Consider the following 18,848-nt stretch of genomic DNA (forward strand, 5'->3'; position numbering starts at 1 on the left):
GTCGCGGGTGACCGCTGCGATGTCGTAGCGGTGCCGTGGTGGTGCTCGCAGATCGCCGAGCGGGGTGGTTGATCACCAACCGAAGGCGTTGCAACGCCGCGGGTGCCGCCTCAGCCTTGGCAGCTACCAGGTGAGGGTGGGAACCCGCCCTACAGCTGGGAAACCAGCCCTACAGCTGTGACCCGTACCGGCGCAGGGAGTGGCCCCTCCGGGCGGTCGGCCCGCGAACGGGCCGACCGCCCGGTGTCTCAACGGCCAGCGGAGAGGCTGGCGCAGTCGGTCTCGTCGGGCAGTAGCGGGCGGAAGGTGACGGCCCAGCGCTTCCCACCGGAGGTCCACGGGGTCGCCGCATTGGCCTTGCCGGCGGTGGCGATCACCTGCTGCACGGCAGCGCCGGTGACGGTCACGCACCCCAGGTCGAGGCCCTCACCGAGGCTGGCCCCGGGAAGCACCGGGCCGGGCCACTCCATCCTGGGCTGCTTCGCCGTCTCGGGGGTGGCGACCCACGGCCCGGCCACCGCCGCGATGGCGGTCGGCTGGTACGGCTGCGTCGCCGCGTTCCCCGGGTCGGTCAGCTTGTCGGCGAAGGTCCGCAGTTTCTCCCGGGCGGCCTGCTGGGCGGGGGTCAGGCCGGCCTCGGGACCGGTCGCCTCGCCCAGGGCGTAGACCTCCAACTGCTCGCTGCCGACCGTCCCCCGGATGGTGAACCGGGTGGTGGTCACGTCGGTGATCGACGGGGTGCCCACGTCGACCGCGCTGCCCACCCCGGCGGCGCGGGCCTGTTCGACCAGCTTCGCCACCTCGGCCGTGCTGATCGTGCGGACCTGGAGGTTGGGCAGTGCCGGCCCCGGATAACTGAGGACGGTCGGCCCCTGCGTGATCACCCGGCCGTCGGCATAGACGCTGACGGACGGCAACCGGGTCACGTTCGTTTCGGGCCGCACGAAGCCGCCCGTGTGGTCGATCCGCAGCACCGGCACGTTGGCGGGAAGAGAAGTCGGGGCCGCATCGGGCGCGACGCCCGCCCCGTCCTGCCCCGCACAGGCAGCAGTGAGCAGAAGCACCGGCACGACCGCCGCCCACACACCTCGAAAACTCGTCATACCCCCTTCGACGCACCCGGTCCCCCCACGGCTCCCTGTCCCCACCCCCAAAACCGCCACGAAAGGGTAATCAAGAGTTTCGCGTCATCCCCACTCCGGTGATCAAGAGGTTCGCGTCAACGGGGAGATCGAAGTTGACGCAAACCTCTTGATCAACAAGGGTGGGCCGACGTTGGGGCGGCAGGCCGATGCGGGGTGGGGTCAGGGGGTGGAGGTTTCCTGAGGCTGGGCCTGGCGGGCGCGCAGGAACGGGCCGAGGCCCGACCCGTCCTCGGTGGCGAGAAAAGCGCCGCGCGCGGTCAGCAGCGTCTCGTCGGCGTGCGCCATGCAGCCCCACGCCGTGTCGCCCCACGAGTCGGCGAGCTTGACCTCGGCCGGTTCGGGGCAGGGCTCGCCGCGCCGGCCGCCGATCTGGCACCGGGCGGGTGCGCCGCCGCGCCGCCCGACCGCCTCGGCGGCTTCCCGGATCAGCGAGAACCGCGCCTCGTCGCCCGCGTGCGGGTCACGCTCCTGCTGCGGTACGGCCCGCCGCTGCCCGAAGGCGACCACGTTGCCGTCGGGGTCGGTGACCCGGCACTCGCCGCCCGGGGCGTGCTCCGGGTAGCCGGCCTTCTCGACGGGGTGCCCGGCGGCGGTGAGCCGTTCGGCGGTCGCCGTCAGGTCGTCGACGTAGAGGTAGACGAGCAGGGGCAACTCGACGGTGACCAGGCGCGGGGTGACCGCCGCCAGGAGCAGCGTCAACTCCCCGCACCGCAGGTACGACCAGTGTGAGCCACCGTCGCCGCCGGCCCGGATCTCGGTGTAGCCGAAGTTCTCGTAGAACCGTCGGGCCGAGTCGGCGTCCGCCACGTACAGCACCGGCACCTGGGCCCGCACACCACTTTGCACGGCGTCACTCTAGTCACCGACGATCGACGACTCACGTCTTGCAGATCGGGTTTTTCCACCCACCGGGGTCGCCCCTGGTCAGCCGGCCAGGGTGGCGTACCGGCCGGCGCGGGCCAGCAGCGCCTCGTGGGTGCCGGACTCGACGATCCGGCCGTGGTCGAGCACCGCGATCTGGTCGGCGTGGCGCACCGTGGAGAGCCGGTGCGCGATGGTGATCACCGTACGACCCTCGGCGAGGGTGTCGAAGGCCCGTTGCACGGCGCGTTCGGTCTCGGTGTCCAGCGCGCTGGTCGCCTCGTCGAGCACCAGCACCCTGGGGTCACGCAGCAGCGTACGGGCGATCGCCAGGCGTTGCTTCTCGCCGCCGGAGAAGCGGTGGCCCCGGGAGCCGACGACCGTGTCGTACCCGTCGGGCAGGGCGGCGATCAGGTCGTGGATCTGCGCGGCGCGGGCGGCGGCCTCCAACTGGGCGTCGGTGGCGTCGGGGCGCGCGTACCGCAGGTTCTCCCGGATGGTGGTGTGCAGCAGGTAGGTCTCCTGGCTGACCACGCCCACGACGGCGGCCAGGTCGGTCAGCCGCAGGTCACGCAGGTCGACGCCGTCGATGGTGATCCGGCCGGCGTCCGGGTCGTGCAGCCGGCTGACCAGGGCGGCGAGGGTGCTCTTGCCGGAGCCGGTCTCGCCGACCAGGGCGAGGCTGCTGCCGGCCGGGACGTCGAGGTTGATGCCGGCGACGGCGGCGGTGTCGCTGCCCGGGTAACTGAAGGTGACGTCCTCGACGCGCAGGTGCCCGCGCACCCGGGCCGGGTCGATGGTGACCGGCCGGGCCGGGTCGTCCACCTCCACCGGCAGGTCGAGGTATTCGAAGATCCGCGCGAACAGCGCCAGCGATGCGGTCAGGGTGACGCCCACGTTGAGCAGCCCCATCAGCGGCCGGAACAGCCCACCCTGGAGGGCGGTGAAGGCGACCAGGGTGCCGATGCTGAGGGTGCCGGCGGTGCCGGGCAGCCCCGCGCCGAGGTAGATCACCGCCGGGATGGCGGCGAAGATGATCGTCATGGTGGCCATCCGCCAGCGGCCGGCCAGCTCCGAGCGCAGCTCCAGGTCGACCAGCCGGGCCGAGCTGGCGGTGAACCGGTCGATCAGCGCGCCGCCCGCGCCGAGGGTCTTGCTGAGCTGTACACCGCTGATCGACAGCCCCTCCTCGATGGTGACGTTGAGGTCGGCCAGCTCCCGCTGGCGCTGGGCGGTGATCTCGCGGCGCATCGCGGCGACCCGGCGGGTCAGCCAGATGGCCGGCGGCAGCACCACCAGCGAGACCAGGGTGAGCCGCCAGGACAGCGCCACCATGGCGACCAGCGTGGCCACCACGGTGGTCAGGTTGGACGCGATCGAGGTGGCGGTGGAGGTGACCACCGTCTGCATGCCGCCGATGTCGTTGGTGATCCGCGACTGCACCTCGCCGGTGCGGGTGCGGGTGAAGAACGCGATCGACTGGCGGTGCAGGTGGGCGAAGACGTCGGTGCGCAGCCGGTGCATCACCAGCTGCCCGACCCGGGTGGAGATCCAGGTCTGCGCGACGCCCAGCACCGCGGTCACGGCCGCGACGGCGATCATGCCGGCGACCAGCCAGACCAGCAGGGTCAGGTCGCGTTCCGGCAGCGCGCGGTCGATCACCGCCCGCAGCAGGAACGGCGAGGCCATCGCGACGATCGACGACACCACGATGATCGCGGTGACCACGGCCAACTGCCCGCGGTACGCGGTGAACAGCCGGCCGATGCGGCGCAGCGAGACGGCGCGGGCCTGGGTCTTCTCGGCGGCGCTGACGGTCCGGGGGGCGCCGCCGCGGCCCTCCCGGTGGGGATGCGTGGTGTCCAAGGGGGTCCTTCTTCCGTTCGGGGGACGTTTGCTGAGGTTACCTCATCATGAGGGAACAACAGCGACTCCTGCTACCGTATTCCGGTGACCGGCGCGACACCCGAACCGCCAACCGATCCGGCCGCACGCTGCCCCGGGCCACCCACCGACCCGGCCGAGGAGAGCCTCGCCGAGCTGTTCTGGGCGGTAGCCCGACGGCTGCGCCACCAGTCCCGACGTACCCTCGAACCCTGGGACGTCAACCCCGGCCACGCCCGCGCCCTCGCGGTGCTCACCCGGCACGGCGCGATGCGGCTCAGCGCCCTCGCCGACCACCTGCGCATCGCACCCCGCTCCACCACCGAGGTCGTCGACGGCCTGGAGGAACGCGGGCTCGTCGCGCGCCGTCCCGACCCGGCCGACCGGCGGGCGACCCTGGTCGCGCCGACCGACGAGGGTACGCGGGTCGGCGCGGCCATCCGGACGGCCCGCAGCGCCGAGGCGGAACGCTTCTTCGGCCACCTCTCCCCCACCGACCACGCCGACCTCACCCGCATCCTGCGCACCCTGCGCGACTGACTGCGCCCCGCGTCACCCGCTCCGCCCGACCCCGACTCAGCCCTGCCCAGCTCAGCCCGACCGACCCGGCCCGGCCCGGCCCCACCCGGCCCGGCCCTGCCGCCCCTGCCTGCCCGAGTAGCGGCCGACCCAGCCCAGCCCGAGGGGCGGGGTATGCGCGGTCGGTGCGGGTGGTGGTGGTCGGTGCGGGGTTCTCGGGGCTCGCCGCGGCGGCGGCGTTGTGCCGGGGTGGGGCGCGGGTGCTGGTGCTGGAGGCCCGGGATCGGGTCGGGGGGCGGGTGGCGACCCGGCGGCTGGACGACGGCACGGCGCTGGACCTGGGCGCGCAGTGGATCGGCCCGACCCAGGACCGGATGGCCGCCCTGGTGGCCGAGCACGGGCTGACCACGTTCCCGTCGGCCGCGCAGGGCCGGTCGGTGGTGCGCTGGGACGGGCGGCTGCGGGAACTGCCGCCGGAGTCGGTCCGGCAGACGGTCAACCTGCTCGACGACCTTTCCGCCGAGGTGGACCCGGCGACCCCGTGGCGGGCGGCGCGGGCGGACGAGTGGGACCGACTCACCCTCGGCGGCTGGTTGACCAGCGCCGCGCCCGATCCGGTGACCGCCCGGTACGTGGGCCGGCTGATCGCCGGCGGATTGCTGGCGGCGGACCCGGACGAGGTGTCGCTGTTGCAGGTGCTGTTCTATCTGCGCAGCGGCGGCGGGAGCGGGCTGCTGCTGGGGATGGCCGGGGGCGCCCAGCAGGATCGACTGGTGGGTGGGCCGGCCCTGCTGGCGGAGCGCATGGCGGCGGCGCTGCCACCGGGGACGGTACGGTCCGCAGCGCCGGTGCGGGCGATCCACCAGGACGGTCACGGGGTGGTGGCGTACACCGACGAGGGGGCGTACCGGGCGGAGGCCGCGGTGGTGGCGGTGGCCCCGGCGCTGGCGGGCCGGATCGCGTACTCACCGGCGCTGCCGGCCCTGCGCGACGCGTTGACGCAGCGGATGCCGATGGGGTCGGCGTTGAAGCTGCACGCGGTCTACCCGACGCCGTTCTGGCGGGCCGACGGGTGTTCCGGGGTGACCACGTCGACCGACGGGCCACTGACCGAGACGGTGGACAACTCGACGCCGGGCTCGACGCGTGGGGTGCTGACCGGGTTCAGCTACGGCCGGCAGGCCCGGGAGCTGCGCCGGCTGTCGCCGGGGCGGCGACGGGCGGCGGTGCTGGCCGCGCTGGTGGAGCTGGTCGGCCCGGCCGCCGCGGAGCCTGACGACCTCGTCGAGTACGACTGGTCGGCCGACGAGTGGACCCGGGGCTGCTTCTGCGGGGCGCTGACCCCCGGCTCGTGGCGGGATCACGGTCCCGAGCTGCATCGGCCGGTGGGGCGGGTGCACTGGGCGGGCACCGAGACGGCGACCCGGTGGGCCGGTTACCTGGAGGGCGCGGTGCTGGCCGGCGAGCGGGCGGCGGCCGAGGTGCTCGCCGGTCCCGGCACCTGACGCACCCCCCACCTCCCGACCGGCGGAGGCACGAGCACTACATAAATCGACAATCTTGATTCTATCTATTGAAAACTATCTCCGACCATGACCTAATACCTGACAGTTCCTTTCGTCGCTCCCGCCGTAACCACGCGGCATCCCCCAGGGAGGAAAGATGAACCGTCTCCGTGCACTCACGGGCACGCTGCTGGCGACCGCCACCATGGTCGCCGCCACCCTCGGCGTCGTCACCCCGGCCACCGCCGCCCCGGCCGGCCTGCCCGGCATGGACGTCTCCAGCTACCAGGGCAACGTCAACTGGTCCGCCGCCTGGAACAACGGCGCCCGGTTCGCCTACGTCAAGGCCACCGAGGGCACGTACTACACCAACCCGTACTTCGCCCAGCAGTACAACGGGTCGTACAACGCCGGGATGATCCGGGGTTCGTACCACTTCGCCCGGCCGGACACCACGACCGGCGCGACCCAGGCCAACTACTTCGTGGACCACGGCGGCGGCTGGTCGAAGGACGGCCGGACGCTGCCCGGCGCGCTCGACATCGAGTACAACCCGTACGGCGCGACCTGCTACGGGCTGAGCCAGAGCGCGATGCGCAGCTGGATCGCCTCCTTCGTCAACCAGTACTACGCCCGCACCGGGCGCTGGGCGACGATCTACACCACCACCGACTGGTGGACCACCTGCACCGGCAACTACAGCGGCTTCGCCGCCACCAACCCGCTCTGGCTCGCCCGGTACGCCGGCACGGTGGGCACGCTGCCGGCCGGCTGGGCCACGTACTCCTTCTGGCAGTGGGCGTCGTCGGGCACCTTCCCGGGCGACCAGAACGTGTGGAACGGCACCCTCGACCGACTCCGGGTGCTGGCCTGCAACGGCCCCTGCTGAGCCCGACCGGAGCACCGCAGCCGCCGGTCGGCCCGATAACGATCCCGGCCACCCCGGAGTCGTCACGCCGGTCGACCGTCGGCACCTCCCCCACCCCTGAGGAGCCCGCCATGAACGTACCCGTGTCCCGGCGCAGCGTGCTGCGCGGCGCGGTCCTGCTCGGCACCGCCGGGGCGCTCGCGCCGACCCCGTTCGGCGGATCCGCCGCAGGCGCCGCCGCGACGGGCCACTCCACCGTCGACCCGACCCTGACCGCCGGCGGCACGCCGACCGACGGCAGCGCCCTGACCACCGGCGGCACGCCGGCCGGCGGCCGGGTGGCCCTCGGCCGCGTCGACCAACCGGTGATCGCCAACTGCGCCACCTGGGGGGCCCGGCCGCCGTCGTCGCCGGTGAGCGTGGTCGCGAGCCGACCCAACAAGATCATCGTGCACCACACGGCGTTCCCGAACTCGACCGACTACAGCCTGGCCCACGCGTACGCCAACTCGCGGGAGATCCAGGACCTGCACATGGACGGCAACGGCTGGCTGGACTCCGGGCAGCACTTCACCAACAGCCGGGGCGGCCACCTCACCGAGGGCCGGCACGGCAGCCTGTACGCGCTGCTGCACGGCCAGACGATGGTGCAGGGCGCACACTGCGTGGGGCAGAACAGCCAGGCCATCGGCATCGAGAACGACGGGATCTACGTCGACGTGCAGCCGCCGCAGGCGCTCTGGGACAGCCTGGTGGTGTTCTGCGCGTTCACCTGCCAGCAGTACGCCATCCCGGCGAGCCAGATCTACGGCCACAAGGACTTCGCCAGCACCCAGTGCCCGGGGCTGCTGCACGACCGGTTGCCCGAGCTGCGCTCCGCCGTCGCCGCTCGACTGGGTTGATTGCTTATATAAGCGATGCCTGATACAAAGGGGACCGTGCACGCCTTCGACGTCCTCGGCGACCCGGTACGTCGGCGCATCCTCGAACTGCTCGCGCAGGGCGAGCGGAGCGCCGGTGGGGTCTGTGCGGTGATCCAGGAGGAGTTCGGGATCACCCAGCCCGCCGTCTCGCAGCACCTCAAGGTGCTGCGGGACAACGGGTTCGCCACGGTCCGCCCGCAGGGCGCCCGGCGGCTCTACGCGGTCGATCCCGCCCCGCTGCGGGAGGTCGACAGGTGGCTGGAGGGGTTCCGCCGGTTCTGGACGCCGGCCCTGGACGCCCTGGCCACCGAGATCGCCCGGGGTCGGCGCGAACGGCGGGCGCACACCACGACGGACGATCCGACCGAGCACCGGAGCACTTCATGATCGAGACCAGCCAGCAGATCAGCGCGGTACGACGCACCGTGGGCAGCCGCACGCTCGAAGCGGGCGAGGCGCGGGTGCTGACCATCAGCCAGACGTACCCGACGACGCTTGACGACCTCTGGGACGCGTGCACCAACGCGGAGCGCATCCCGCGCTGGTTCCTGCCGATCTCAGGCGACCTGCGGCTGCACGGCCGCTACCAGTTCGAGGGCAACGCCGGTGGCGTCGTGCAGCGCTGCGACCCGCCGAAGGGCTTCGCCGCCACCTGGGAGATGGGCGACGAGATCAGCTGGATCGAGGTCCACCTGACCCCGGAGGGCGACGAGCGGACCCGGTTCACCCTGGAACACGTCGCCCACGTCGACGACGTCAGGTGGACCGAGTACGGCCCCGGCGCGGTCGGCGTCGGCTGGGACTCCGGCCTGCTCGGGCTGGCCAGCCACCTCGACGCCGACGGTGGCGGCGTCACCCCCGACCAGGCCGCCGAGTGGATCGGCTCCGAGGACGGACGACGCTTCATGACGCTCAGCGGCGAGGCGTGGGCCGAGGCCGACATCGCCGGCGGCACCGACCCGCAGGCCGCCCGGGCCGCCGCCGCCCGCACCATCGCCGCGTACACCGGCGCGCCGCCGGCCTGACGGTACGGGTCGCGCCGGGTCGCCGGCCCGGCGCAAACCCGGGTGCGTGTTGTCGGTGCCGACGGTCAGACTGGACGGCATGTCGATGCGCCGCGCCCACGACGTCCTGGCCCTGCACCGCGCCGGGCGGCGGGTGAGGTACCTGTGCTTCTGGGGGCACCGGCCGCAGCGGGACGGCACCGTCGGGCGCAGCTGCCTGAGCCAGTGGTGGCCGGCGTCGTTCACCGTCGACGGGCGGCGTTTCCCCACCGCCGAGCACTGGATGATGTGGCGCAAGGCGCTGCTGTTCGACGACGCCGAGGCCGGGGAGCGGGTGCTCGCCGCCGGCCACCCGCAGCAGGCCAAGGCGGTCGGCCGCCAGGTCCGCGGGTTCGACCAGGCGGTGTGGGAGGCCGAGCGGTACGCCGTCGTGCTGGCCGGCAGCCTGGCCAAGTTCGGCCAGCACGCCGACCTGCGGGCGTACCTGCTGGGCACCGGGGACCGGGTGCTGGTGGAGGCGAGCCCGGTCGACCGGGTGTGGGGGGTCGGGCTGGCCCCCGACGACCCGCGCGCCGAGGACCCGGCCCGCTGGCGTGGGCTCAACCTGCTCGGCTTCGCCCTGATGGAAGCCCGGGAGATCCTGCGCGACGACCGGCCGACCGACCCCGGGCCGACGGCGGACCTGCCCTGAGCCGGGTGGCCCGGGGGCGGTAGCGTGCGGCGGCATGACCGTCCTGCCGTACGCGCACTGTCACTACTGCGGGGCGGCCTATCCGCCGGACGCCGGCTGGCCCCGGTTCTGCGCGGCCTGCGGGCAGACGGTGTGGCGCAACCCGACCCCGGTCGCGGTGGCGCTGCTGCCGGTGCGGACCGACGCCGGGCTCGGCCTGGTGGTGGTACGCCGGGACATCGAGCCGGCCCGGGGCCAGCTCGCCCTGCCCGGCGGCTTCGTCGAGTACGGCGAGGAGTGGGCCGAGGCACTGGTGCGGGAACTGCGCGAGGAGACCGGGCTGGTCGACGAGGCGCAGCGGGCCCGGCTGTTCGCGGTGCACGGCGCCCCGCACGGCGGCACCATGATGATCTTCGGAGCGCTGCCGGAGCGGCCGGCCGCGCAGCTGCCCCCGTCGACGCCGACCGAGGAGGCCACCGAGTGGCTGGTCCTCACCGAGCCGGTCGAGCTGGCCTTCTCGACCCACACCCGGGTGCTGGCCGACTTCCTCGCCGGCCGGCACTGACCCCACCGCGCCCGGCCGGCGCGGACCCGCCGCAGGTGCCGGGCCCGCCGGACGCGCCGTGGTCAGACCCGGGCGGGCTGCGGGGCGAACGGGACGCTCGGCGTCGGGTCGGGGGCCGGCTCACCGGCCGGGTGCCGCCACAGGCCCCGGGCCCGCAGGATCGGCAGCACCCCCTCGCCGAACCAGTACGCCTCCTCCAGGTGCGGGTGGCCGGAGAGGATGAACTCGTCGATGCCGAGCGCGTGGTACTCGGTGATCCGGTCGGCGACCTCGGTGTGGCTGCCCACCAGGGCGGTGCCGGCCCCGCCCCGGACAAGCCCCACCCCGGCCCAGAGGTTCGGGGCGACCTCCAGCCCGTCGCGGCTGCCGCCGTGCAGGGCGAGCATCCGGCGCTGCCCCTCGGACTCGCTGCGCCGCAGCCCCTCCTGGGCGGCCCGGATGTCAGCCTCGTCGATACCGTCGAGCAGCCGCCCGGCCTGCGCCCACGCCGCCTCGGCGGTGTCCCTCGCGATGACGTGCAGCCGGATACCGAAGCGCGGCGACCGGCCGGCGTCGGCGGCGAGGGCGCGGATCCGGTCGAGTTTGCCGGCCACCTGGGCGGGCGGCTCGCCCCAGGTCAGGTAGACGTCGCTGTGCCGGGCGGCCACCGGGCCGGCGGCGGTGGACGAGCCACCGAAGTAGACCGGGGGCACCGGGTCGGGCAGCCGGGCCAGCCGGGCGCCCTCGACCCGCAGGTGTTCCCCGGCGTGGTCGACGGTTTCGCCCTGCCACAGTGACCGCACGACGTACAGGAACTCGTCGGTGCGGGCGTACCGGGCGTCCTTGTCGAGGAAGTCGCCGTAGGCGCGCTGCTCGGTGGATTCCCCACCGGTGACCACGTTGAGCAGCAGCCGGCCGCCGGACAGGCGCTGGAAGGTGGCGGCCATCTGGGCGGCGAGGGTGGGTGAGAGCAGCCCGGGGCGGAACGCGACCAGGAACTTCAGCCGTTCGGTGACCTCGGCCAGCATGGCGGTGGCCAGCCAGGCGTCCTCGCACCACGCCCCGGTCGGGGTGAGCGCGCCGACGAAGCCGAGCTGCTCGGCGCTGCGGGCGATCTGCCCGAGGTAGGCGACGGTGGCGGGGCGGGCCCCACCGGCGGTGCCGACCGCGACGCCGTGGCCGCCGCCGACGATGTCGCGGCTGTCGCCGTAGGTGGGCAGGAACCAGTGGAAGGTCAGCGACATCGGGGGTCCTCCTGAGGGATGGGACGACGACCACGACAGGCTACCCATAAAACCTATCGGCTTGGTAGGTTACTGCGCGCCGCCGACCTGCGGCGTCGCGAGCACACCGTCCACTCCCGAGGAGCCGACATGCCCACCCCGCCGAGGAGCCTGCGCCGGCTGGCCACCGCTCTGTTCACCGCCCTGTCCCTGGTCGCCGTCGGCGGGGTCACCGGCTGCGCCGACGACGCCGCCGACGCGCAGGCCGGCAAGGGCCCGCTGCGCATCGGCTACCAACGCTTCGGCGGGCTGAGCCTGGTCAAGGCCCGCAACGCCGCACCCGACGCGCAGTGGTCGCTGTTCGAGAGCGGCCCGGCCCTGACCGAGGCACTCAAGGCCGGCGCGATCGACATCGGACAGGTCGGTGAGGCGCCTCCGATCTTCGCCGCCGCCGCGAAGATCCCCTTCTCGGTGATCGGCACCTCGGCCCCGATCCCGCAGGGCGAGGCGGTGCTGGTCAAGCAGAACAGCGGCCTGAAGACCTTCGCCGACCTGCGCGGCCGGACCGTGGCGCTGAACAAGGGCAGCAACGTGCACTGGCTGCTGGTCCGGCTGCTGGCGGCGAACAACATGACGCTGAAGGACATCAACGTCAAGTACCTCAAGCCGGCCGAGGGACGGCCCGCTTTCGACAACGGCCAGGTCGACGCCTGGATCATCTGGGACCCGTACTTCGCCCTCGCCGAGCAGCCCGGGGTGACGGTGCTCGCCGACGCCACCGGCCTGGCCAGCAACCGGGAGTACGTGCTGGCCTCCCCCGAGGTGGTCCGGGACCGCACCGACGACGTCCGCGCCTTCCTCACCACGTACCGGAAGGTCACCGACTGGGGCATCGCCAACCCGGCCGAACGCGCCACGGTGCTCGCCCCCGAACTGAAGATCCCGTTGGACGTCACCACCCGGGCGCTGGCCCGCAGCGCCCGCCCGTTGGCCCCGGTCACCCCCGCCGTCGGCGTCGAACTCCAGGCCATCGCGGACGGCTTCACCACCCTCGACCTCGTCCCCGGCCCGGTCGACATCGCCGGTCGGGTGGACGACCGGTTCAGCGCGGTGTTCCAGTGAGCACCACCGTGGTGCTCCCCGCGCCGCCGGCCGCCGTCCCGGCCCCACCCGACGCGGGCCCGCGACGTCGGGCCGGGCGGCGCTGGTGGCGACTGGTGAGTCCGGTCCTGCTCGTCGCCGGATGGGAGGCCGCCGCCCGCGCCGGCCTGCTCGCCCCGGACAAGCTGCCCGCACCGAGCCGGGTGCTCACCACCGGGGTACGGCTGGCCGGCGACGGGACCCTCGGCGTCCACCTGCTCGACTCGCTCACCCGGGCCGGCATCGGGCTGCTGCTCGGCGGGGTGCTGGCGCTGGTGCTCGGTGCCGCCGCCGGCCTGCTCCGGCTCGGTGACGACCTGGTCGACCCGCCGGTGCAGATGGCCCGGATGCTGCCCCACCTGGGGCTCGTCCCACTGCTGATCATCTGGGTGGGGATCGGCGAGTCGTTGAAGATCACCCTGGTCGCGCTCGGGGTGTTCTTCCCGATCTACTTCAACACCTACGCCGGCATCCGGGACATCGACGAGCGGCTCGTCGAGGCGGCCCGCACCTGCGGCCTGGGACCGGCCGCGCGGCTGCGGCACGTGGTGCTGCCCGGGGCGTTGCCGTCGCTGTTCCTCGGGCTGCGGCTGGCGATCGGGGCGGCCTGGCTCAGCCTCGTCGTCGGCGAGCAGGTCAACGCCCAGACCGGCGTCGGTTTCCTGATGATGGAGGCCCGGGAGTTCAGCCAGACCGACGTGGTGGTGCTCGGTCTGGTCATCTACGCGCTGCTCGGGCTGCTGTCCGACCTCGCCCTGCGGATCCTGGAGAGGAGGACCCTGACATGGCGACGCGGCCTGCGGGCGACCTGACCGGCCCGACGCACGGGACCGGCGACGCGGCGGACCGGGCGGGCGACGCGGCGGTGCTCACCGCCCACGGGGTACGGCGGGCCTTCGACGGCCGGTCGGTGCTCGCCGGGGTCGACCTGGCCATCGCCGCCGGGGAGGTGGTGGCGCTGCTCGGCGGCAGCGGCTCCGGCAAGAGCACCCTGCTGCGGATCCTCGCCGGCCTGGACGCCGACGCCACCGGCGAGACCCGGGTGCGGGGCACCGCCGCCGTGGTCTTCCAGGAACACCGGCTGCTGCCCTGGAAGCGGGTCGGCGACAACGTCGCGCTGGGGCTGACCGGCCCCGACGTGCGGGCCCGGGTGGACCGGGCGCTGACCGAGGTGGGGCTGGCCGACCGCCGCCGGGCCTGGCCGGCGGAACTCTCCGGCGGTCAGGCGCAGCGGGTCGCGGTGGCCCGCGCGCTCGTCCGCGAGCCGGACCTGCTGCTGCTCGACGAGCCGTTCGGGGCGCTCGACGCGCTGACCCGGCTGCGGATGCAGTCCCTGCTGCGGCGGCTGCGCGCCGAGCACGGCTTCGCCGCCCTGCTGGTCACCCACGACGTCGAGGAGGCGCTGCTGCTCGCCGACCGCATCCTGCTGCTCGACGGGGGCGTCGTCGCCGAGGAGGTCACCGTCGACCTCGGCCCCGCCGGGCACGCCGCCGACCGCCCCGCCCGCTCCCCCGAACAGCCCGCCTTCGGCGCGTTGCGTCGCCGGCTGCTCGACCGCCTCGGCGTACCCGCCGTCTGATCCCGGAGATGACGATGACCCGCTGGACACCCGACCCGAGTTTCTACCCCTCCCCCCGCGAGGCGGCCACCGCGCCCGTCGAGAAGCTGGCCTACGTCGCGGCGTTCGACCGTACGGCGCAGCGGCCGGACGCGATCGTCGTGCTCGACACCGATCCGGAGTCCGCCGACTACGGCCGGGTGGTCGGCTGGACGGATCTGCCGTACACCGGCGACGAGCTGCACCACTTCGGCTGGAACGCGTGCAGCAGCGCGCTCTGCCCGACCGCACCGCACCCGCACGTCGAGCGGCGTTACCTGATCGTGCCGGGGCTGCGGTCGTCGCGCATCCACGTGTTCGACACCCGACCGGACCCGCGCGCACCGCAGCTGGTGAAGGTGATCGGCGCGCAGGAGCTGGCCGAGAGGTCCGGCTACTCCCGCCCGCACACCGTGCACTGTGGCCCGGACGGCATCTACCTGTCGGCGCTCGGCGGCGTCGACGGTGCCGAGGGTCCGGGCGGCATCGCCGTGCTCGACCACACCACCTTCGCCGTCCGTGGGGCGTGGGAGGCCGACCGGGGCCCGCAGTTCCTGGCGTACGACGTGTGGTGGCACCTCACCCAGGACGTGCTGGTCACCAGCGAGTGGGGCACCCCGTCGATGATCGAGGACGGCATCGTCGGCGAGCTGCTGCTGGGACGGAAATACGGGCACGCGATCCACTTCTGGGACCTCGCCAAGCGCCGGCACGTGCAGCGGGTCGACCTCGGCGACCAGTACCAGATGGCGCTCGAACTGCGCCCCGCGCACGACCCGACCCGGTCGTACGGCTTCGTCGGGGTGGTGATCAGCGTCGAGGACCTGTCGGCGTCGGTCTGGTTGTGGCACCGCGACGGCGACGGCGCGGACGCGCCGTGGGCGGTGACCCGGGTGATCGACATCCCCGCCGAGCCCGCCGACCCGGCCGGTCTGCCGGACCTGCTCAAGCCGTTCGGCGCGGTCCCCCCGCTGGTCACCGACATCGACCTGTCGGTGGACGACCGGTTCCTCTACGTCTCCTGCTGGGGCACCGGGGAGCTGCGCCAATACGACGTGACCGACCCGTTCCACCCGGTGCTGGTCGGCTCGGTGCGCCTCGGCGGCATCGTGGCCCGCACGGCCCACCCGGCCGCTCCGGACGAGCCCTTGGCCGGTGGTCCGCAGATGGTGGAGGTCAGCCGGGACGGCCGCCGGGTCTACGTCAGCAACTCGCTCTACGGCTCCTGGGACGACCAGTTCTATCCCGACGGGGTGGGCGCGTGGCTCGCCAAGCTGGACGTCGACCCGGAACACGGCGGGCTCACCCCGGACGTGCGGTTCTTCCCGCACGGCGAGCAGTTCCGGGGGCTGCGGGTGCACCAGACCCGGTTGCAGGGCGGCGACGCCAGCTCCGACTCGTACTGCTTCCCGTGACCGGGCGGACCCTGCTGGCGGTGGCGGCGCTCGGCGCGTTCCACGGGTTGAACCCGGCGATGGGGTGGCTCCTCGCGGTCGCCCGGGGGTTGCAGGAGCGTCGCCGGGTGGCGCTGCTGGCCGCGCTGCCCCCGGTCGCGGCGGGCCACCTGGCCTCGGTGGCGGTGGTCGCCGCGCTGGTCTCCGCCACCCGCTCGGTCACCGCCAGCACCGCGCTGACGGTGGCCGGCGGGACGGTGCTGGTCGGGTTCGGGCTGTGGCGGCTGTTGTCCCGGCGGCACTTCCGCTGGGCCGGGATGCGGCTGTCGGCGGCGCAGGTGGCCGGCTGGTCGTTCCTGATGTCGTCGGCGCACGGTGCCGGGTTGATGCTGCTGCCGGTGCTGCTGGCCGACCCGCCGGCCGGCGGGCACGCCGGGCACCTGGCGGCGGCACCGGCCGGCGCGCTGACCGGGCTGGCCGCCGCCGGGGCGCACACCGTGGCGATGCTTGCCGTCGCGTCGACCGTCGCGCTGCTGGTGTACGAGGTGCTGGGGGTCGGGGTGCTGCGCCGGGCCTGGTTCAACGTGGACCGGCTGTGGGCCGGGGTGCTGGTCGCGGCGGGGGTGGTGACGCTGGCCGCCGCCATCTGACCGAATGGCCCCGGCCCGGGTCGGCCAGTGGCTCTCCCCGGCCGCAACTCCTACTGATTCAATAGGAGTTGCAGCCGCCGAGCCGAGGGAGCCCCGGTGTCCACCGTTCTGTCGTACGACGAGGCCGACCACGACGCCCGCCGGGCCCGGCAGTGGCTGGCCGGCCAGGCCCGCGCCGACGGGGTGTCCCGCGCCGACCTGGTCACGCTGGGCACGGCGATGAGCGCCCTCGCCGCCGCCGACGACGCACGGGAGCCCGTCGCACCCGCCGCCGGGCCGGTCGGGGTGGCCCCGGGCATCGTCAAGCCGCTCGACCCCGCGCTGCTCACGCCCCGCGACGGCAACGCCGAGATGCGCTGGGAGGCGATGGCCGGCCAGGGCTACGTGGTGCCGAACGACAGGTTCTTCGTGCGCAACCACACCCACACCCCCCACATCGACGCCGACACCTGGCGGCTGCGGCTGTACGGCGACGGCCTGCGTGACGCTCCGACCCGGGACGCCCCGGTCGAGTTCGGCTACGCCGACCTGCGCGCACTGCCCGCCGTCGAGCTGCCCGCCCTGGTGGAGTGCGCCGGCAACGGGCGGCACTTCTTCGCCAGCCAGCAGGACACCCCGGCCTCCGGGGTGCAGTGGCGGCTCGGGGGCGTCGGGGTGGCCCGCTGGCGCGGGGTGCCGCTGTCCACCGTGCTGCGGCACGCCGGGTTGACCGCCGACGCGGTGGACGTGATGCCGGAGGGCCTCGACCCGCCGTACGTCACCGGGGGCGTCGATCTCGGCCGGGTACGCCGTCCGCTGCCGATCGGCAAGGCCCTCGACGACGTGCTGCTCGCGTACGAGATGAACGGCGCGCCGCTGCCGGCGGACCACGGCTTCCCGGTCCGGGTGGTGGTGCCCGGCTGGATCGGCATCTCCTCGATCAAGTGGGTCGGCGCGATCGAGGTCTCCACCACCCCGCTGTTGTCCCCGTGGAACACCAGCCTCTACCGGATGTTCGGTCCCGGCCAGCCGGCCGACGGCGGGCCGGCCGACACCCAGTCGGTCAAGAGCGCGTTCGAGCTGCCCTGGGACGCCCGGCTGCCGGCCGGCGTCGAGACCACGCTGACCGGCCGGTCCTGGTCCGGGGCCGGCCCGATCGACCGGGTCGAGGTCGACACGGGCGACGGGTGGCGACCGGCCACCCTGGTCGGGGCGGACCGGGGTGGGCCCTGGCAGCGGTGGTCGACGCGGTGGTGTCCGCCGACCGCCGGCCGGTGGACGCTGCGGGCCCGCGCGGTGGACGTGACGGGCCGTGGTCAGGCCGACCGGGCCGGGGTCAACGACCTCGGGTACCTCTTCGACGGGGTGGTCCGGCATCCGGTGACGGCGGTCTGACCCGCCCGCCACCCGCCCGGCCCGCCGACCGCAGGACTGCCCGGCACCCGCCGGCCGGGTGGCCGGTCAGGGGCGGGCGCAGGTCGCCGCGCCGGTGGGGCCGTTGCCGGTGCCCTGGAAACCGAATTCGGTGCCGGCCCCCGCCCCGACGGCGCTGTTGTAGCCGAGGTTGCGGAAGCTGACGTCACCGGAGGTGCCGGTGTTCTGCGCGCTCCACACGGTGGTGACGGTGGCACCCGACGGCAGGATCAGGTCGACCACCCACCCGTCGAGCCCGGCCGGGCCGGCGGTGACCTTGACGGTGGCCACGAAGCCGCCGGACCAGGAGTTCACCGACACCGACGCGGTGCAGTCACCGTCACCGGGCGGCGGGCTCGTGGTAGGAGGCGGCGGGGTGGTCGTGGGCGGTGGGGTGGTGGTCGGCGGCGGCGTGGTCGGCGGGACGGTGGTGCCGCCCGCGTTGAGCGCGTCCAGCGTGGAGGTGTACGCGGCCTTCTTGGTGCCGTTGCCGTCGAAGAGCAGCGGCGTGGCGCTGGACCGCCACGAGTCGGTGTCCCGGATGCCGGAGACGGTGATGCCGGTGCAGCGGGAGATCGCCAGGCAGGCGCGGACCACGCGGGAGTAGCTGTCGGCCTGGGGGCTGCCGGAGCCCTCGATGTCCAGCTCGGTGATCTGCACCTCGACGCCGAGGTCGACGAAACGCTGGAGGTTGGCCTGGTAGTCCGACGGCACCGGCGACTGGGCGGTGAAGTGGGACTGGAAGCCGACACAGTCGATCGGCACACCCCGGGCCCTGAAGTCCCGGACCATGGCGTACACGCCGTTGCTCTTCGGGTTCTGCCCGTCGATGTAGTAGTCGTTGTAGCAGAGCGTCGCGCCCGGGTCGGCGGCCCGGGCGGCCCGGAACGCCGCCTCGATCCAGTCGTCACCGGTGCGCTGCAGGTTGGAGTCACGACGCCCACCGCTGCCCCCGTCGGCGAACGCCTCGTTCACCACGTTCCACGCGTCGATCCTGCCCCGGTAGTGGGTGGCGACCTGGGTGACGTGGTTGAGCATGGCGTTGCGCAGGGCCACGCCGGACAGGACGGCCGTCCAGCGCGGTTGCTGCTGGTGCCAGGCCAGCGCGTGACCGCGGACCCGCATCCCGTTGGCCTCGGCGTGGCTGACCAGCTTGTCGCCGCCGGCGTAGCTGAACTGGTTCGGGCTGGGCTCGGTGGCGTCCCACTTCATCTCGTTCTCGGCGGTGACCGAGGTGAACTCACGGTTCAGGATGCCGGCGTAGCCGGAGTCGGAGAGCCTGTTCACCGCCACCGCGGTGCCGAAGTAGCGGCCCGTCTCGGCGGCGGCGGCACCGAGGGTGGTGCCGGCGCTGGCGCTGGAGGCGAGGGCGACGGTGGTACCGACGGCGACCAGGCCGGTGGCGATCGAGACCAGGGCGGCACGCAGCCGCGGTGGTGTGGTCCGACGCCCGCTGCCGCGGGTGGACACGTGGTTCATGGCGGATGCCTTTCACGACGGTGGGGTGCACCGTCCCGACCTTTCGCCCG

At 73.8% G+C, this 18,848-nt stretch carries 19 protein-coding genes; 14 read left to right on the forward strand and 5 right to left on the reverse strand.

What is annotated here, in order from left to right:
* Nucleotides 1-248: 248 nt before the first annotated feature.
* The 3 genes from ACN268_RS07640 to ACN268_RS07650 form a co-directional block, all read right to left on the reverse strand.
* Nucleotides 249-1,103 (reverse strand): hypothetical protein, encoded by an 855-nt coding sequence (locus ACN268_RS07640; RefSeq protein ID WP_421482433.1) that lies wholly within the window; start codon nt 1,101-1,103, stop codon nt 249-251.
* A 201-nt stretch (nt 1,104-1,304) separates the two neighbouring features.
* Nucleotides 1,305-1,991, reverse strand: coding sequence for a VOC family protein (locus ACN268_RS07645; RefSeq protein WP_421482434.1), 687 nt, complete (start codon nt 1,989-1,991; stop codon nt 1,305-1,307).
* A 78-nt stretch (nt 1,992-2,069) separates the two neighbouring features.
* Entirely contained in the window at nt 2,070-3,872 is a 1,803-nt protein-coding gene (locus tag ACN268_RS07650) for an ABC transporter ATP-binding protein (RefSeq protein ID WP_421482435.1), read from the reverse strand.
* Nucleotides 3,873-4,046: 174 nt separating this feature from the next.
* On the opposite strand from ACN268_RS07650, the gene ACN268_RS07655 reads away from it, so the two are divergent.
* From ACN268_RS07655 to ACN268_RS07690, 8 genes are all read left to right on the forward strand, one after another.
* Complete coding sequence (locus ACN268_RS07655) at nt 4,047-4,430, forward strand: MarR family winged helix-turn-helix transcriptional regulator (protein ID WP_421486839.1); 384 nt, start codon at nt 4,047-4,049, stop codon at nt 4,428-4,430.
* A gap of 164 nt (nt 4,431-4,594) precedes the next feature.
* Nucleotides 4,595-5,914: a flavin monoamine oxidase family protein gene (locus ACN268_RS07660; protein WP_421482436.1), complete on the forward strand. Its 1,320-nt coding sequence runs from the start codon at nt 4,595-4,597 to the stop codon at nt 5,912-5,914.
* A 157-nt stretch (nt 5,915-6,071) separates the two neighbouring features.
* Complete coding sequence (locus ACN268_RS07665) at nt 6,072-6,803, forward strand: lysozyme (protein ID WP_421482437.1); 732 nt, start codon at nt 6,072-6,074, stop codon at nt 6,801-6,803.
* A 110-nt stretch (nt 6,804-6,913) separates the two neighbouring features.
* Nucleotides 6,914-7,684, forward strand: a complete 771-nt coding sequence (locus ACN268_RS07670; protein WP_421482438.1) for a peptidoglycan recognition family protein — start codon at nt 6,914-6,916, stop codon at nt 7,682-7,684.
* Nucleotides 7,685-7,720: 36 nt separating this feature from the next.
* Nucleotides 7,721-8,092, forward strand: coding sequence for an ArsR/SmtB family transcription factor (locus ACN268_RS07675; RefSeq protein WP_204922997.1), 372 nt, complete (start codon nt 7,721-7,723; stop codon nt 8,090-8,092).
* Nucleotides 8,089-8,730, forward strand: a complete 642-nt coding sequence (locus tag ACN268_RS07680; protein ID WP_421482439.1) for an SRPBCC family protein — start codon at nt 8,089-8,091, stop codon at nt 8,728-8,730. Before ACN268_RS07675 ends, ACN268_RS07680 begins: the two co-directional genes overlap by 4 nt.
* A gap of 79 nt (nt 8,731-8,809) precedes the next feature.
* The gene (locus ACN268_RS07685; RefSeq protein ID WP_421482440.1) at nt 8,810-9,400 is read left to right on the forward strand and encodes an NADAR family protein; all 591 of its coding nucleotides are present in this window, start codon (nt 8,810-8,812) and stop codon (nt 9,398-9,400) included.
* A 34-nt stretch (nt 9,401-9,434) separates the two neighbouring features.
* Complete coding sequence (locus ACN268_RS07690) at nt 9,435-9,944, forward strand: NUDIX domain-containing protein (RefSeq protein WP_421482442.1); 510 nt, start codon at nt 9,435-9,437, stop codon at nt 9,942-9,944.
* Nucleotides 9,945-10,006: 62 nt separating this feature from the next.
* Here ACN268_RS07690 and ACN268_RS07695 read toward each other — a convergent pair whose 3' ends face one another.
* On the reverse strand, nt 10,007-11,167 hold the full coding sequence (locus ACN268_RS07695; RefSeq protein ID WP_421482443.1) for an LLM class flavin-dependent oxidoreductase: 1,161 nt from the start codon (nt 11,165-11,167) through the stop codon (nt 10,007-10,009).
* A 129-nt stretch (nt 11,168-11,296) separates the two neighbouring features.
* Between ACN268_RS07695 and ACN268_RS07700 the strand changes: the two genes are divergently transcribed.
* The 6 genes from ACN268_RS07700 (at nt 11,297) to ACN268_RS07725 (ending at nt 17,301) form a co-directional block, all read left to right on the forward strand.
* Nucleotides 11,297-12,268 carry an aliphatic sulfonate ABC transporter substrate-binding protein gene (locus tag ACN268_RS07700; protein WP_421482444.1) on the forward strand — a complete coding sequence of 324 codons (972 nt, stop codon included), beginning with the start codon at nt 11,297-11,299 and terminating at the stop codon, nt 12,266-12,268.
* Nucleotides 12,265-13,098, forward strand: coding sequence for an ABC transporter permease (locus ACN268_RS07705; protein WP_421482445.1), 834 nt, complete (start codon nt 12,265-12,267; stop codon nt 13,096-13,098). The genes ACN268_RS07700 and ACN268_RS07705 overlap by 4 nt, the downstream gene beginning before the upstream one ends.
* On the forward strand, nt 13,071-13,865 hold the full coding sequence (locus ACN268_RS07710; RefSeq protein ID WP_421482446.1) for an ABC transporter ATP-binding protein: 795 nt from the start codon (nt 13,071-13,073) through the stop codon (nt 13,863-13,865). Before ACN268_RS07705 ends, ACN268_RS07710 begins: the two co-directional genes overlap by 28 nt.
* Before the next feature lie 8 nt (nt 13,866-13,873).
* Entirely contained in the window at nt 13,874-15,298 is a 1,425-nt protein-coding gene (locus ACN268_RS07715; protein ID WP_421482447.1) for a selenium-binding family protein, read from the forward strand.
* Nucleotides 15,295-15,927 carry a hypothetical protein gene (locus ACN268_RS07720; protein WP_421482448.1) on the forward strand — a complete coding sequence of 211 codons (633 nt, stop codon included), beginning with the start codon at nt 15,295-15,297 and terminating at the stop codon, nt 15,925-15,927. The genes ACN268_RS07715 and ACN268_RS07720 overlap by 4 nt, the downstream gene beginning before the upstream one ends.
* 96 nt (nt 15,928-16,023) lie before the next feature.
* Nucleotides 16,024-17,301, forward strand: coding sequence for a sulfite oxidase (locus ACN268_RS07725; protein ID WP_421482449.1), 1,278 nt, complete (start codon nt 16,024-16,026; stop codon nt 17,299-17,301).
* Nucleotides 17,302-17,367: 66 nt separating this feature from the next.
* On the opposite strand, the gene ACN268_RS07730 is transcribed toward ACN268_RS07725, so the two are convergent.
* Nucleotides 17,368-18,798: an endo-1,4-beta-xylanase gene (locus tag ACN268_RS07730; protein WP_421482450.1), complete on the reverse strand. Its 1,431-nt coding sequence runs from the start codon at nt 18,796-18,798 to the stop codon at nt 17,368-17,370.
* Nucleotides 18,799-18,848: the final 50 nt, after the last annotated feature.

It is taken from the genome of Micromonospora sp. WMMD735 (assembly GCF_049178995.1).
Taxonomy (GTDB): Bacteria; Actinomycetota; Actinomycetes; order Mycobacteriales; family Micromonosporaceae; genus Micromonospora; species Micromonospora wenchangensis.